Source organism: Deltaproteobacteria bacterium (assembly GCA_020848905.1).
Classification (GTDB): Bacteria; Myxococcota_A; Polyangia.
Genome location: JADLHG010000003.1, coordinates 74009 through 88424 on the forward strand (window position 1 = coordinate 74009; position 14416 = coordinate 88424).

The following is a 14416-nucleotide window of genomic DNA, read 5'->3' on the forward strand; positions in this document are numbered from 1 at the left end:
TCCACCTCAGATGTCGAGAATCACCTCGGCCGCAAAGCCCGCGGGGCCGCCCTCCACGAACAGGCCGTGATACGTGATGGCCTTCACCTCGTGCGTGAGGTGGTGTCGCTCCGGGTCCACCCCCTCCCCCGAGGCTCGCCCGATCAGGCGGTCCCCGTCGCGCCGCACCTCGAAACGCGCGAAGAGCAGGTGCTCCCGTTCGAACAGGTACAGGAGCTCGGTCAGCCAGTCGAAGAGCAGGTAGTCCTCGCTCGGCCCCTCGAGCCGCACCTCGCGCGTGGTGCGCGGCTCCACCGCGTCGAGCTCCTCGACGATCACCGAGAAGAGCGCCCTCCCCGCCTCGGCGAAGAGGCCCTCGAGCGTCGGCGCCTCGACGTGAAGCCCGAGATCTGCCGTGTGCTCGAATACCTCGTACATGCCGCGCAATGATACCCCGGTAACCCACCGGGGTAGAGCGCGATCGACTCACGCGGCCTCTGCGGTTAGAGTCGGCAGGTGCCGAGACCCACCGTACACGACGGCGAGGATCTGACCGGACAGCTCGCCGTCCAGCAAGGAACCGCGCAGGGCGCGCAGAAGATCTTCCTGCGCTTCGTGCTCATCGCCCTGGCGCTGAACCTCCTCGTCGGCGGGGCCGGCGTGCTCTACGAGATCTTCGATTCGATGGCCAACACGCGCGAGTTCCTCGAGAAGACCGGCGACCTCGCGGCTGGCGCGTGCGAGGCGCTCCGCCACGAGAGCCCGCGGGCGACGGACGAGGAGATCGTCGGTCGCGCCGCGCGCATCACCAAGATCCCGATGGCCCTCGTCACCCACGCCGGGGCGCTGCGTTTCGCGTCGCACCCCGCGCTCCCGGCCATGGCCCAGAAGGTCTACCGCGGCCCACCGACGCTCGGAACCAAGGTGGAGATCGAGGAGGCGCTCGGCGAGCTGAGCGGCGCGTGGATCCTGCGCCCCTACGACGCGAAGCACCAGCTGCTCCTGGTCGTCCCGCGGCAGGCCGAAGAGGAGGGAACCCTTCAGTACATGACCATCGGGGCCGGGGTCCTCGGTCTCGGCGTCGCGCTCAGCTTTTTGATCATGTTCTTCACGGCCAACTGGATGCTCCGCCATCCGCTCGCGCGCCTGGTCGACGGACTGACCGGCGCCCTGGCCCGCGACGTCGAGCGCCGGCGGAACGCCGAGCACGTCGCCGTGACGGCGCGCCTCTCCGCCGAGGCGCACCTCGCGTTTCGAGACAATCTGCTCGACGCCACCGACTGGGTGGGCATCGTCGCGACCGACGCCAGCGGACGCGTGCAGCTCATCAACCGCGCCGCCGAGCGCATCCTCGGCTATCGCGAGGCCGAGACGGTCGGCGGGGTAACGCTCGCCCAGCTCCGCGACCTCACGCATCGGCCGCCGAGCCAGGAGATCCCGCTGCGCTCCCTCATGCAGGCTGGCCCCGACGAGGAATTCTGGGTCGACAAGGCCGGCGTCGAGCACCTGCTGGCGCTGAGCACGAGCGACATCACCGACGCCGAGGGCCGCACGAACGGCCAGCTCGTGGTCTTCATCGACATCACGGACCGCAAGCGCCTCGAGGTGGAGCTGCAGCTCAACGAGCTCCAGCTGATCCAGAGCGCCAAGCTGGCCAGCCTCGGCGAGATGGCCACCGGCGTGGCGCACGAGCTCAACCAGCCGCTGAACAACATCGGGCTCCTCACCTCCCGCATGCTGAAGCGCGTCCCCGACGACGAGGCCGGGGCGTTTCTGCGGGAGAAGCTCGAGAAGGTCCAGGGGCAGGTTCAGCGGGCGAGCAAGATCATCGACCAGCTGCGCAGCTTCGGGCGGCCCAGCGTCCGGAAGATCACGAGCTTCCCCGCAGCGCGCCCCGTGCACACCGTCCTCGACCTTCTCGGCCAGCAGTTCACGGACAAGGGAATCGCGGTGGCCGTCGAGCTGCCCGACGGACTGCCGGAGGTCGAGGCCGACGAAGCCCAGCTCGAGCAGGTGCTCGTCAACCTGCTCATCAACGCGCGCGACGCGCTGCTCGAGGCTACGCCCCCCGGCCGCGAGCGCGCGGTCCGCATCCACGCGCACCCCGTCGAGGCCTCGTCCTCGGCGAGCCTCGCCCTCTGCGTCTCCGACAACGGACCGGGGATCCCCGAGGCGGTTCGCGCGCGCATCTTCGACCCCTTCTTCTCCACCAAGGAGGTCGGGAAGGGGACGGGCCTGGGCCTCTCCATCAGCTATGGTCTGGTGAGCGGGTTTGGTGGCACACTAGCCGTGCAATCCACGGCGGGAGAAGGCACCACCTTCACCATCACCCTCAAGACTGCCCCGTCCGGACATGAGAACGAAGCGCCGAATCCTCCTCGTTGACGACGAGCCTCTGGTCCGAGAGGAGCTCGGCGCCCTGCTCGTCGAAGAAGGGTACGACGTCACGACGGCCTCGGATGGCGAGGAAGGCCTCGACCTCTTTCGCGCCGAGACGCCCGACATGGTGATCAGCGACATCCGCATGCCGCGACGGGATGGCCTCGCCGTGGCGCTCGTGATCCGCGCGGAAGCGCCCGACGTGCCCGTCACGGTGATCACCGGACACGGCACCGAGTCGATGGCCATTCAGGCCCTGCGCGCGGGGGTCACCGACTTCATCAAGAAGCCGGTCCGCCTCGACGATCTCTCGGCCGCCCTCAATCGCATGGAGGACTCGCTCCGGCTGGCCCGCCACGAGTCGGTGGGGATGCCGGGCTCCGTGAGGCAGCTCGAGCGCTCGTGGCTCTATCAGCTGGGCAACGACCTCGAGGCCATCGCGCCCTTCGTCGACCAGCTGCTGCGGCAGTGCGCCGCCGGCTTCGAGAAGGGCTCCGTGACGGAGCTGAGCCTGGCCCTCAGGGAGCTGCTGCTCAACGCGATGGAGCACGGCAACCTCGGCCTCTCCTACGAGGACAAGAGCCGCGCCCTCGAGGCGGGGGCGCTCGACCGGCTGCTCGCCGACCGCCTGAAGCAGCCGGCCTACCGGGACCGCCGCACGACGGTCAGCGCGCGTCGCCGGGACGACGAACTCGAGCTCGAGGTCACCGACGAGGGGAACGGCTTCGACTGGCAGAGCCTGCCCGACCCCACCGACCCGGCCAACTTCCTCTCGGATCACGGTCGCGGCGTGCTCCTGGCCCGGCTATCGGTGGACGAGATCGCCTACAACGAACGCGGCAACCGCGTCACCGTGCGCAAGAAGCTCCGCTCGCGCTCGTAGGGGACCTCGGCGGACGGGGCGCGCGACTTCACCGCCAGAGGAGCGCCTCGGTGAAGCGCGCGCGCAGATAGAAGCCGCGCGGCACGGTGGAGACGGCCTCCGCGTGCGTCGAGAGCACCTCGACCCGGACCTCGCCCGTCGCGGCCTTGGGTCGCACCTGCAAGGCCCTGCCGCGATAACCGTCCAGCCGCTCGACCTGGCCGAGCACGATGAGGCTCATCGCCTCGTGCCAGTCGGCCGCGAGGAGCGCCTCCTCCTCGGGGTCCGGACGCCAGAGGCGCGGCGTGCCGAAGTGGCGCTCGGGCAGCGGCGCCACGCGCGCGGCCTCGACGGGCATCCAGAGCACACACCCCAGCTTGCGCCGCACGCGCGAGGCGAGCCATTCCTCGCGGTCCGCCTCGAGGAGGTCCACGGTGCACACGAAGGTGGACTCTCGCACGCGCCCCTCCCGGTCGAGGGGGATCGTCTTGAGCTCGATGCCGAGGTGCGGGAAGTCGGGGAGCGCGCGGCTCCCCGCGGTGGCGCCCAGCGCCCGCTCGACGAGAGCGCCGATCGCGCCCTTCGCGCGCCGCGCCTCCGCCGGAAGCAGGACGCCGAGGGCCCGGGCCAGCTCGCCCACCGTCGAGCCATCTAGCTCGGCCGCGCGTCTTCGAAGCTCCGCCTCGTCGACGGGCGGAGGGGGGCGGGAGGCTCTGCGACGCGCGGGCGGAGGCGACGAGGACGGCATCGAGCGGGCATTATGGCGGTGGGGGTGACGTGGGCGCAACGCGGCCTCGGTGGGGCCTCGGGACAGGCCCCGCCGAGGCTGGTAAGATAAGCCTCGGCGATGCCTCCGGAACAGTTCGGCAAGTACACGTTGCTCTCGCGCCTGGGGTACGGCGGGATGGCCGAGGTGTTCCTCGCGCGGACGACCAGCGTCGGCGGCTTCGAGAAGCAGGTGGCCATCAAGCGCCTGCTCCCCTTCTGCACGCAGGACAAGCAGACGGTGGACCTTCTGGCCGACGAGGCCAAGATCACGGTCCGGCTCACCCACCCGAACATCGTGCAGGTCTTCGACTTCGGCCGCGTCGCCGACAGCTACTACATCGCGATGGAGTACGTGGACGGGCTCGACCTGAAGAGCATCGTGGAGCTCGACGAGCACAGCTCGCAGTCCCTGCCGGTCGAGCTCGCGGCCCACGTCGTGATCTCGATCCTCGACGCGCTGGACTTCGCCCACCACCGCACCGACGACGGCGGCCGCCCGATGGGCATCATCCACCGCGACGTGACGCCGCACAACGTGCTCATCTCGCGCCACGGCCACATCAAGCTGACTGACTTCGGCGTGGCGCGCGCGGCCATCTCGAGCCACGTGAGCGTGGTGGGGGACATCCGCGGCAAGTTCAGCTACATGCCCCCGGAGCAGGCCTGCGGCGGCGAGATCGACCACCGCGTGGACATCTTCGCCGCGGGGGCCATCCTTTACGAACTCCTCTCGGGCAAGCAGCCGTTCCGCTCCACGAGCAGCGGCCAGCAGATGGTGGCTTTGCACCATCAGGTCGAGCCCCCCTCGCGCGTGAACCCCACCCTGCCCCCCGAGCTCGACGAGGTGACCTTGCGGGCCCTCGAGCGCGACCCGCGGCGGCGCTACGCCTCGGCCAAGGCCTTCGCCTCCGCGCTCCGGCGTCACCTCGAGGAGCGCGGCGCCTACGACCCGCTGCGCACGACGCAGACGCTGGCCGAACGCGTGCAGCGCCGGGCCGAGGCCCTGCTCGCGGCGCGAAAGAACGGCCCCGCCGAACGCTCGATCTCTCTCAGCGCCCCTCTCTTCGCGGACGCCTCGGTGAGCTTCGGCGGCGCGTCCGCCACGGCGGCCTCGGGGGTCGTGCACACCGGCGAGATCACCATGGTGGCCCGGGACAGCTTCCCGGAGGGCCTCCTGGACGAGGGCCCCACCAGGGCCAATTCCTCACCGCGGGTCGCGGCCCGCGGCGAGGAGCGGGAGCTCGCGCACCGCGGCCTCGAGGCCAGCTCGCCCGAGCTCACCGACGTGGGGCCGGACCTCTCCGCCGCGCTCGCGCCTACAGATCCGTCGGCGGCGTCGCTCTCCGCGCGGGAGCGTCGGGAGCGCCTCTTCGAGGACGAGACGCGCGTCATTCGCTCTCAGAAGCCGCGGGGGCGCGCCCAGGCCGTGGAGGACCCGGAGGACCCGGCGGATCCGGCGGAGGAGCGCCCGGAGGCAGCACCCTCCCCGGCTGAGCCCGCCCGACCGCGACCGCGGCCTGCTCGTGCGGAGTCGCCGGCAGCCCCGGCGCCGCCGCGCCCGGAGGCCGACGACACGGAGGAGTCGCCGGCCGGGCGCCCCGAAGAGGCCGCCCTCGACGAGCCGTTCGAGCTCCCGCGCCGACGTCGCGCGCGCGCTACCCCGAGGGTCTCGCTCCCCCGCCGCGCTCGGGCCGTGCTCGGCGACCGGCAGGCGCTCCAGCGCCTTCTGCCGCTCTTCGCGCTCTCGTTCGCCGCACTGGGCGGGATACTGGTGGCCATCTGGGTCGCGCGATCGAACGACCCCGTCGGTCGAGGCGCCGCTCTCCTCTCCGATGGAGGCCGGCAGCCGGGCACACCGCCCGAGACCCTCCCCTCAGGAGGACGGCGCTTCGCCGACGCCGCCGCCGCGTGGGCCCCTCCGGACGCGAGCCCCAGCGCCCCCGCCGACGCCGCCACCGCGGTCCCGAGCCCCGATGGCAGCCTCGAGTCCACCCCCCGGCCTACCGCACCCGGACGGCGCATCGGCTACCTCACCGTGAACGCCACCCCGCGCGCTCGCGTCTACCTCGACGGCCGCTCCACGGGACGTCTCACGCCGCTCGTCGGGTACGCGCTGCCGCCGGGGGCGCACCGCATTCGCGTCTACTATCTTTCCGCGCGCCGCTACAGCAAGCCGCGGTGGCTCACCGTTCGTCCGAGCGAGCTGACCACGATGGTTTTCCGCGACCGGTCGGCGCGACCGTAGAGGCGGGACGGCCGACCGGCGCTCAGAAAGCCCGTGGCAGGGAACGGCCAGCTACTTCGGGGGGGGGACGAGACCGATCTGCGAGAGAAGCCCCAGCAGGTCGATTTGGACCCACTGCTCGACGATCTTGCCCTCGGTGTACTGCTGCGCCGAGATCACGTCGATCTCACACACCTTGTTCGTGGCGCGCGCCCCGGCGAACTCCCCTTTGTGGGTGGCCTTGGCCGTCATGCGGGTGAACACGCGGTCGCCTTCGCAGACCTGATCTTTGATGGTGTGCACGAGGTCGGGAAAGGCAGTCCAGAAGCTCCGCGCCAGACCCTGCACGCCCTCGACGTCGAGCGGGTGCGGCTGGCCCCCGAAATGGGTGACGCAGTTCGCGTGGAGGTAATTACCGACGAGCGCCCCGACGTCGCCCTTGGTCTTGTCGAGCGCCTCGTAGTAGCGCCGCGACGTCGCCTTCAGGTCGCCGGGCGTCGGACCGGGCATCGCGCCGAGCTGCTGCATCATCCCCACCTGATCGAAGACGCCCCAGCGCTCGGCGGCCTTGCCGCCCGCGAACCGCATCCAATCGAAGCCCGTGACGGAGACCTGCCGCCCCGTCGCGGGGAGACCCATGTACGCGGCGAGGTGCGTGCCCTCGAACGACACGTACACGCCGACCTTGTCTCCCTCTGCGACGAGGGAGTGGACGGTGACCCTGAGGTCGGGGAAGGCCTCGAGCACCTCGCGAAACATCCCTTTGAGGCCGGCAGCGCCGGGCTTCGTTCCGGGGTCCGGATTGTGGTCGACCCACTCCTGCGCAACGAGCTCATCGATGAGGTGGAGCTGCCTTCGGTTCAGCACCTCTTCGTAAAACCGCATCGCAGCCGACTTGTTAGCGAGCGTGCTCATGGATCCTCCCGGGTAATGGGTTAGAGAGAGACAGCGGGCTGACTTGACTTGCGTCAAATTAGACCAACTTGGTCCTGATTGCCAGGGCTAGATCGCATCCACCCGGTCGGCGTGCCGGGTCGGCAAGGTCCAGATTGAAATCAACGGGTTCGCTGTGACGACCCCACCGCCGGAGCCCGCGCGCGCAGGAACGCGACGAGGTCCGCCACCTCGCCCGCCAGCAGTCTCTTGTGCTCCTTGCCCGCCTGGCCGAAGCCCGGCATCCGCCGCCCCTCGCGGCCGCGCACGATCGTCCCCGTGAGATAGCCGTCCCGCGCGACCTCGAGGAACGCCGGGGTGCCTATCGAGGGCCCCGTCTTCCCCTCGCCGCGCTCGCCGTGACAAGTGGCGCAGTGCTGCTTGAAGAGGGCCGCCCCGCGCGAGGGCTCCCCGGCCACGGCCTTCCAGCGCGCGCGAGAGAGCTCGGCGCGCTCCGGGAGCTCGCGCACGGCGGCGATCACCGCCCGCAGCTCGCGGGCGTCGAACCGACGAAAGGCCCCCATGGCCGTCCCGGCCACCCCCATGGCGAGCGTGCCGTAGATGCGGTTCTCGCTCTTCGTCACCGGGTTGTCCGCGGCGGCGAGCGGCGGCCCGATCGCGGTCCCCTCGCCGGCGGCGCCGTGGCAGGGCGCGCAGCTCGTGGCGAAACGTGCGCGACCGCGGGTCGGGTCCGGCGTCTCGGCCATCACCTGCTCGAACGAGGCGACGCCGGGCCCGAGGCTCCTCACGTACGCGACCAGCGCGTCCAGCTCGACGGGGCGCAGGCCGCCCTCGAGCTTGGCCCACGCGGGCATCCGGCGCCCCGGTCTGCCGCGCGCCATGGTCCCTCGCAGAAACGGATCGTCCGCCAGCGCCAGAAACTCGGGGTTCGCCAGCGCCGGGAACTCGACGGTGACCTTGCCGAAGGTGCGCGCGAGCCCCCGCCCCTCGGGACCGTGGCAGGCGACACAGAACGCGCGGTAGAGCGACGCTCCGTCGGTGGGGAAGTCCCGCTCCCCGAGTTGCTCCCCGCGGGCTCGGTCCTTGGGGGTCCACTTCGCCGGCAGGGGCACGGCCCGCAGCGAGAGCATGTAGGTCGTGAGCCGCTCGGCCTCTTGCGGCTTCAACCCGAGCCGCGGCATCTCGCTCCCGGGAACGACGCGCGCGGGGTCGAGGAAATGCTCGCGCAGCCAGTTCGCGAGCGTGTGCGGACCGCGCACGCCCCGGTAGTCCAGCTCGCGGGCCGCCTTGCGCCCGAGTCCGTCGAGCGGAACCCCTTCCTCCCCCCCCACGCCCCCGACGCGGTGACACCCGCGACAGCCGAGAGAGAGACTCAGGAGCTTCCCTTCGATCAGGCGCGGCGCCCCCACCTGCACCGTGAGGAAGGCCTTGAGCGCGGCCAGCTCGTCGTCGCCGAGGGGCGAGAACGGCACCTCCTTGAAGAGGCCCCGCTGGGCGGTCGCCTGCTGCTCGACGTGGTGCGTGTGCCATTCGGCCCGGTAACCGCGCAGCCCGACAAAGGTGAGCGCGGGCGCACGCGAGCTCCCGCGCTCTCCCACGCGGTGGCAGCCGAGACACCCGGCCCCGAGGACGAGCGCGCGTCCTCTCGCGACCAGCGCGGGATCCGCCGTGGGCAGATGGGTGTGACAGCTTCCGCACCCCGCCTGAAGGTGCGCCCGCTCGAGCAGCGGCTCGTCCCAGAAGCGCACCTGACCGTGCGCCGCGGCCGTACGGGTCGCGCGCCCTTGTCCGCCGTGACAGACGGTGCAGCCGAAGTCGCGCACGCGGTGGGGGAGCGGCGGGTGCGCCGAGAAGACCGGGTGCCCAGCGACCGGCTTGGCCTCGCCCATGCCGAGGTGGCAGGAGACGCAGCGGTCCACCACGCCGAGCGCCGGCTTGTAGAGCTGCCGCACCCGTACCGGGAGCGCCCCGCCGCCGGCCGCGCGCGCGAGCTCTCGATACCGCCGCTGCAGCGTGCGCCACTCCGAGCCCTCCTCGTTCGCCGCGAGGAGCGCGAGGCTGGCCGTGAGCGCCAGCGCGAGCGCTGCAAAGGCCCAGAGCAGGGCGCCGAGCCGCAAGGTCGCCGTGGGTTTCGCGCCGCCAGCCATCAGTAGAAGACCCCGTCGCGCCAGGGGAGCGTGAAGCGCCACCCCGGCCCGCGGAAGTAGACGCCCACCACCGTGAGGACCACGACCGCCAGCACCGACCAGCCGAAGATCCAGAAGGCCAGGCTCTGCCGACGCAGCCAGCCCCGGGCCCCGCCCCCCGCGCGACAGAAGGCCGCGAGCGTCATGAGGAGCGCGACCGCCCAGAGCGGCCCGATGAGCGGCCACGCCGGATGCGCCCCGGTGAGCGCCATCACCGCAGTACCCGCCGCAACCGCGATCCAGAGCCAAGCCAGGCGCCGACCGCGCCGCTCCTCCCAGAGCGGCGGCCGCTCGTTGTTCATCCGGACGTACGGGATGACCGCCAGCGCGACGAGATAGAGCCCCGGGAGGATCACCCCCGAGACGACAGGTGGATAATAGTGGAGCAGCTCCTGGAGGCCGAGGAAGTACCAGGGGGCCTTCGCCGGGTTGGGGGTCTTCTCGTGGTTCGCGACCTGTTCGAGCGGAGCGTCGACGTAGATCGACACCAGCACCAGCACCAGGGTCGCCGCGAGCACCGCGAGCAGCTCGCGCAAGAGCAGGTGCGGGTAGGTCATGACCAGGGCCTCATCGGCCGATCCCCGCTCGTCGCGGTCCTCTCCGGGCGCGTGCCCCTCGTGGCCCTCCTTGGCCCCGCGTCCCTCCGCGTCGGTCATCGTCACTCTCTCCGTCGGGGGGGCAAGTAGATGCCGCCGTCTTTGCGGATGCGCCAGATGTGGAGCGCGATCCCCACCAGCAGGAGCAACAAGATCACCACGCAGTGGAGCACGTAGAAACGCACCAGCGCGGCCTCGCCGATCGTCTCTCCTCCGACGAGGAGTCGCTGGATCCCCTCGCCCACCACCGGAGCCGACCGCGCCATATTCGTGCCGACGGTGACGGCCCAGAGCGCGAGTTGATCCCATGGCAAGAGGTAACCGGTGTACGAGCCGAGAATCGTCAGCACGAAGAGGACGACCCCGATGACCCAGTTGAACTCGCGCGGCGGGCGATACGCGCCGCGCAGAAAGACCACCACCATGTGCAGGAAGACCAGCGCGACCATGGCGTGCGCGGCCCAGCGGTGCAGGTTGCGCAGAAACAGCCCGTACGCGACGGCGAATTCGAGCTCCTTCATGTCGTGATAGGCGTGCGGCACCGACGGCCGGTAGTAGAACATCAGCAGCACGCCGGTCACGGTGAGGATGAGAAAGCAGATCAGCGAGAGGCCGCCGAGGTAGAAGGTGCGCGGGAACGCGATGGCGCGCAGCCGCACCTTCACGGGGTGGACGTGCAGAAACAGGTTAGAGAAGACGAGCAGCGCCCGGTTGCGGTTCGTCGTCGGCGCCCCGTGCCGGACGATCGATCGATAGACGCGGCTGCGAGCGATGCGCTCGAGGAAGGCGCCCATCAGGCGACCCTCAAGAGCGCGTCGGTCGAGACGCGCTTGCTCGTGTCCACCCAGACCACGCCGTCCTCGAGGAGCAGCGCCAGGCGGTGCAGGGGGCGCGGCGCGGGCCCCCCCACGACCTCGCCCTTCTCGGTGAAGCGGCTGCCGTGGCACGGGCAGGAGATGCCGCGCTTCGCGGGGTCGTAGCGCGTGATGCAGCCGAGGTGCGTGCAGACTGCGGAGAGGGCGTAGAGCCCCTCGTCGGTGCGCACCACGTAGACCCGGTGGGTCGGGATCGCGACCACGGTGTTCGGCGTGAAGGACTCGGCCCGCCCGAGCGGGAAGCGGCTCTCCTCTTCGTACTCCACGGGGGGCCAGAGGAAGCGCAGCGTGAGGAGGGTCGAGCCGAGCGAGGCGAGGCCCAGCGCGCCGCCGCCGAGGAGCGCGAGAAACCTTCGACGCTCCCGCTCCTCCACCTCCAGGGGTTCCTTGAGGTCGTCCACTAGTGCCATGTGGGGCTCCTTCCCGAGCGCGAGGGCAGGTGCGCGAGCAGCTCCCATTCCTCGCGCGGGCAGGTCGCGCGCAGGAGCACGACCCCTGACGGACAGCGGAGCACGCAGAGCCCACACCGGATGCAGGTGCTGTCGTCCTTGCGCGGCAGGTCGCCCGCCGACGTCTCGCCGCCCACGCCGCGGAGGCGCGCGTCGAGCTCGACGAAGCGGTCACCGCACGACGCGGCCCGCAGCCGGAGCGCCTCCAGATCGATGCAGCTCTGCGGGCAGATCTCCACGCAGCCGCCGCAGTGAAGGCACTCGTTGCCCGCCAGCGCGGAGGCCTGGAACGTGGCGTCGATCCAGCAGCGGAGGCACCGCCGGCCTTCGGCGCGCGCGCTCGCGACGGGGATGGGGAGCTCCACCTCGCGCAGGAGGGTTCGCTCCTCGATGGGGAGGCGGCCCGGAAACTCGACCGGCGCGTCGTCCCGCTCCTCCGCGACGACGCTCGCCTCGTCGGCGTCGAGCACCACCGTCACGACCTCGTGCGCCCGCGACACCTCGAGCCGTCCCGTGAGACGCGTGTCGATGGCCAGCGCAGCGCGGCGTCCGTCGGCGACGGCCTCGACCACGCTGCGGGGACCGAAGGCCACATCCCCTCCGGCGTAAAGGCCCGACACCGCGGTCTCTCCGCTCTCCCGGCTCGCGCGCACGAAGCCCTGCTCGGTCACCGCCGCCGCCAGCTCCGCGTCGAGGAAGGAGAGCTCGGGGCGCCTGCCGTCGGCCAGGATGACCGTCGCCACCGGCAGCTCCGAGGAGGTGTGGAAGGGCCTGCGCCGCACGGCGTTGCGGGGCGCGCGCGACCCCGGCTCGAGCACCGTGGCCAGCCCGACGACACGCCCGCCCCCCTCGCGGATGCCCACCACCCGGCGATCACCGAGGAGCCGCACCCCCTCCTCCTCGGCCGCCACGAAGTCGGGCACCTCGCCGCGCAGGACCGAATCGGAGGCCGTGGCGACGAGCTCGACCCCCAGAGTCCGGCGCGCCGCCCCGCCAGGCGACTGACCGCTCGCCGCGAAGAGCCGGAGGACCGTTCGGGCCACGTCGCACGCGAGCTGCGACGCGCCGAGCACGGCCACTGGACCGAGGAGCTCGGGGGCCTTGCCGAGCGCGACGAGAGCCATGAACTCGACCCCCGAGAGCACGCCGGGAAGGTCCGAGCCGGGCAAGAGGCGCGGCGGGCCAGCCGGGCAGCCGGTGGCCAGGTAGACCGCGTCGTGCTCAGCGAGGAGCCGCTGCAGCGGGAGATCGCGTCCGACCGCGGCTCCGGACCGCACCTCCGCCCCGAGCGACAGGATGAAGGAGACCTCGCGCTCGACCACCTCGCGCGGCAGGCGAAAGGCCGGCACACCGTAGCGCATCAAGCCGCCCGGCTCCGCGCGCCGCTCGAAGACCACCACCTCGTGGCCCATGAGTCGCAGGTCGTGCGCGCAGGCGAGCCCCGCCGGACCGGCACCGACGACGGCCACCCGACCACCGGCCTCGGCCCGGGGACGAGGACGGTCGAGCTGCTCGAGGATCGCCTGGGGGGACCCGCAGCTCGACGCGGCGGCGACCTCGTCGAGGAAGCGCCCGAGGCGTCGAAGCTCGAGCGGCACATCCAGTGCGGATCGGCGACACGCGCGTTCGCAGGGGCGCGGGCAGATGTGGGCGCAGACCCCCGCGAAGGGGTTGCTCCGCCGCAGAACGTGGTACGCGCCGGCCACGTCCCCCTCGGCGAGAAACGCGGCGTAGCCCCCCCCGTGCGTGCCCACCGGACAGGCCGCCCGGCAGGGGACCCTGGTCGTTTGCGTCTGCGTCTGCATCGTCGTCACGACCGCTCCCGCCGGCTCTGTTCGGTCAGTGACCGTGGCCTCCCGTCGTGCTGTGACTGGCGCTGGTGCAGGTGTACGACCCGGCCATGGCGCTCATCCCGTGGTGGCCGCCGTGGAGCGCCATCACGTGCTTCTCCATCGCCTCCTGGTACCGTGTCTCCTCGGCCCGCGCGGCGGCGAGATCCGGCGCGGCGGAGATCTTCGCGCGATGGGCGTCGCACTCGCTCTTCGCGGCCGCCACCGTCGGAACCATGGTCCCCAGGGGCGGCAGCTCGCCTTTGCTCCCCTTGCAGGTCTGCAGGTCCGCCATCTGGTGCTCGAGGTCCACCACCACCACGAGCGCCTCCGCCGTGTGCGTCCCCTCGAGCGAGGTCAGCGCGGCCAGATCGGCGACGGTCGCCGCGTCGGTCTTGTGGGTCGTCACCTTCTGCTTCAAGACGTCGATGGCGCTGCTCAGCGCCGACATCATGTCGGACATGGAGTGCGACTCCGTAGCGCCGCACCCCCCGAACGGCAGGCCACACGCCACACCCAGGAGCGCCAGAGTTCGTAGATGCCAGCTCTTCTGCGTCGTCATTCGCTTCCTCCGATCAGTGACTGTGTCCTTCGCCCGCCGGCGCGCTCGTCGCGCCCGCCGCGGCCGGAACCTGCCCTTTCAAGAAAACGCTGCCCGTGGCCGCCTGCTCCACGCCGTTCACGAGCTCCAGCGTGACGGCCACCTCCTGGTAGGTCGCCACGAGCTCCTCGATCGTGACCTCGGTCGCGCCGTCGGCCTTCAGCGTGCCGACGAGCCGAGGGGTGCCCGCGGCGTGGTCGTGCTCTCCGCCGGTGCGCAGCAGGAGCAGGCCGTGCCGGAAGGGGGCGACCGCGGCCGAGAGGTGCTTCGGCGTCACACGCAGGCGCCCATCCTCGATGTCCACCTCGGCCGTCACCTCCGCGAGCGTCTGGCTCTGGAGCTGCCCGTAGCTGCCCAGACTGAGGGCCCCACCGAGGCGTCCGCGAAAGGCCACCGCCGCCCCCGGCGCGGAGGCCCACCTACCGCGCGACTCCTCGCTCACTACCAGCTCCTCGAGCTCCGACCAGGAACCGAGCTCCGGCGGCAGCGCGAAGTTGGTGGGCACCGTCGCCGACACGGCGCCGAGCGGCAGCCAGCCGGTGAGGCGTCGCCCCCAGGCCACGAGCTCGTGACTGCTCTTGAGCGGCTCGAGCCGCGTCAGCTCCAGACGCAGCGAGGTCCCGGCCAGGATCGCCGTGGCGGCGGGCAGGTTCTGCACCGCGGTCAGGGCGAAACGGCGACGCACGTGGTCGCTGCAGCCGCAGAGCACGGCTGCGAGCAGCAGCGCAGCTCCAACACGCGGGACTCGATGACACGTGGAAAGCATGCGTTCTC

General features: G+C 71.5%; 13 protein-coding genes. 3 read left to right on the forward strand and 10 right to left on the reverse strand.

The window, feature by feature from the left end; all coding sequences use genetic code 11:
* Positions 1-6: 6 nt before the first annotated feature.
* Positions 7-417 carry an archease gene (locus IT371_00565; GenBank protein ID MCC6746115.1) on the reverse strand — a complete coding sequence of 137 codons (411 nt, stop codon included), beginning with the start codon at positions 415-417 and terminating at the stop codon, positions 7-9.
* A 78-nt stretch (positions 418-495) separates the two neighbouring features.
* Between IT371_00565 and IT371_00570 the strand changes: the two genes are divergently transcribed.
* Positions 496-2364, forward strand: coding sequence for a PAS domain S-box protein (locus IT371_00570; protein MCC6746116.1), 1869 nt, complete (start codon positions 496-498; stop codon positions 2362-2364).
* Positions 2333-3241, forward strand: a complete 909-nt coding sequence (locus IT371_00575; protein ID MCC6746117.1) for a response regulator — start codon at positions 2333-2335, stop codon at positions 3239-3241. Before IT371_00570 ends, IT371_00575 begins: the two co-directional genes overlap by 32 nt.
* A 28-nt stretch (positions 3242-3269) precedes the next feature.
* Here the strand turns inward: IT371_00575 and mutH are convergent, their stop codons facing one another.
* The gene (gene mutH / locus IT371_00580) at positions 3270-3968 is read right to left on the reverse strand and encodes a DNA mismatch repair endonuclease MutH (GenBank protein MCC6746118.1); all 699 of its coding nucleotides are present in this window, start codon (positions 3966-3968) and stop codon (positions 3270-3272) included.
* 99 nt (positions 3969-4067) lie between these two features.
* Here mutH and IT371_00585 point away from each other — a divergent pair, with 99 nt between their 5' ends.
* Positions 4068-6233: a serine/threonine protein kinase gene (locus IT371_00585; GenBank protein MCC6746119.1), complete on the forward strand. Its 2166-nt coding sequence runs from the start codon at positions 4068-4070 to the stop codon at positions 6231-6233.
* A gap of 51 nt (positions 6234-6284) precedes the next feature.
* Here IT371_00585 and IT371_00590 read toward each other — a convergent pair whose 3' ends face one another.
* The 8 genes from IT371_00590 to IT371_00625 all read right to left on the reverse strand — a co-directional run bounded on the left by IT371_00590 (position 6285) and on the right by IT371_00625 (position 14408).
* A complete protein-coding gene (locus IT371_00590) occupies positions 6285-7127 on the reverse strand; it encodes an ester cyclase (protein MCC6746120.1) in 843 nt (280 codons plus the stop codon).
* A gap of 140 nt (positions 7128-7267) precedes the next feature.
* Positions 7268-9253 (reverse strand): c-type cytochrome, encoded by a 1986-nt coding sequence (locus tag IT371_00595; protein MCC6746121.1) that lies wholly within the window; start codon positions 9251-9253, stop codon positions 7268-7270.
* Positions 9253-9948, reverse strand: a complete 696-nt coding sequence (locus tag IT371_00600; GenBank protein MCC6746122.1) for a hypothetical protein — start codon at positions 9946-9948, stop codon at positions 9253-9255. Before IT371_00600 ends, IT371_00595 begins: the two co-directional genes overlap by 1 nt.
* A gap of 2 nt (positions 9949-9950) precedes the next feature.
* Complete coding sequence (locus tag IT371_00605; GenBank protein MCC6746123.1) at positions 9951-10682, reverse strand: cytochrome b N-terminal domain-containing protein; 732 nt, start codon at positions 10680-10682, stop codon at positions 9951-9953.
* Positions 10682-11173, reverse strand: coding sequence for a Rieske 2Fe-2S domain-containing protein (locus tag IT371_00610; protein MCC6746124.1), 492 nt, complete (start codon positions 11171-11173; stop codon positions 10682-10684). The genes IT371_00605 and IT371_00610 overlap by 1 nt, the downstream gene beginning before the upstream one ends.
* The gene (locus IT371_00615; GenBank protein MCC6746125.1) at positions 11164-13026 is read right to left on the reverse strand and encodes an FAD-dependent oxidoreductase; all 1863 of its coding nucleotides are present in this window, start codon (positions 13024-13026) and stop codon (positions 11164-11166) included. Before IT371_00615 ends, IT371_00610 begins: the two co-directional genes overlap by 10 nt.
* Positions 13027-13051: 25 nt before the next feature.
* Entirely contained in the window at positions 13052-13504 is a 453-nt protein-coding gene (locus IT371_00620; protein MCC6746126.1) for a hypothetical protein, read from the reverse strand.
* Between the two features lie 112 nt (positions 13505-13616).
* Positions 13617-14408: a hypothetical protein gene (locus IT371_00625; GenBank protein ID MCC6746127.1), complete on the reverse strand. Its 792-nt coding sequence runs from the start codon at positions 14406-14408 to the stop codon at positions 13617-13619.
* Positions 14409-14416: the final 8 nt, after the last annotated feature.

Bases quoted from the DNA above. Each gene is read 5' to 3' on its own strand.
- IT371_00565 (MCC6746115.1), bottom strand. From the start codon at position 417: ATGTACGAGGTATTCGAGCACACGGCAGATCTCGGGCTTCACGTCGAG.
- IT371_00575 (MCC6746117.1), top strand. From the start codon at position 2,333: ATGAGAACGAAGCGCCGAATCCTCCTCGTTGACGACGAGCCTCTGGTC.
- mutH (MCC6746118.1), bottom strand. From the start codon at position 3,968: ATGCCGTCCTCGTCGCCTCCGCCCGCGCGTCGCAGAGCCTCCCGCCCC.
- IT371_00585 (MCC6746119.1), top strand. From the start codon at position 4,068: ATGCCTCCGGAACAGTTCGGCAAGTACACGTTGCTCTCGCGCCTGGGG.
- IT371_00590 (MCC6746120.1), bottom strand. From the start codon at position 7,127: ATGAGCACGCTCGCTAACAAGTCGGCTGCGATGCGGTTTTACGAAGAG.
- IT371_00595 (MCC6746121.1), bottom strand. From the start codon at position 9,253: ATGGCTGGCGGCGCGAAACCCACGGCGACCTTGCGGCTCGGCGCCCTG.
- IT371_00600 (MCC6746122.1), bottom strand. From the start codon at position 9,948: ATGACCGACGCGGAGGGACGCGGGGCCAAGGAGGGCCACGAGGGGCAC.
- IT371_00605 (MCC6746123.1), bottom strand. From the start codon at position 10,682: ATGGGCGCCTTCCTCGAGCGCATCGCTCGCAGCCGCGTCTATCGATCG.
- IT371_00610 (MCC6746124.1), bottom strand. From the start codon at position 11,173: ATGGCACTAGTGGACGACCTCAAGGAACCCCTGGAGGTGGAGGAGCGG.
- IT371_00620 (MCC6746126.1), bottom strand. From the start codon at position 13,504: ATGTCCGACATGATGTCGGCGCTGAGCAGCGCCATCGACGTCTTGAAG.
- IT371_00625 (MCC6746127.1), bottom strand. From the start codon at position 14,408: ATGCTTTCCACGTGTCATCGAGTCCCGCGTGTTGGAGCTGCGCTGCTG.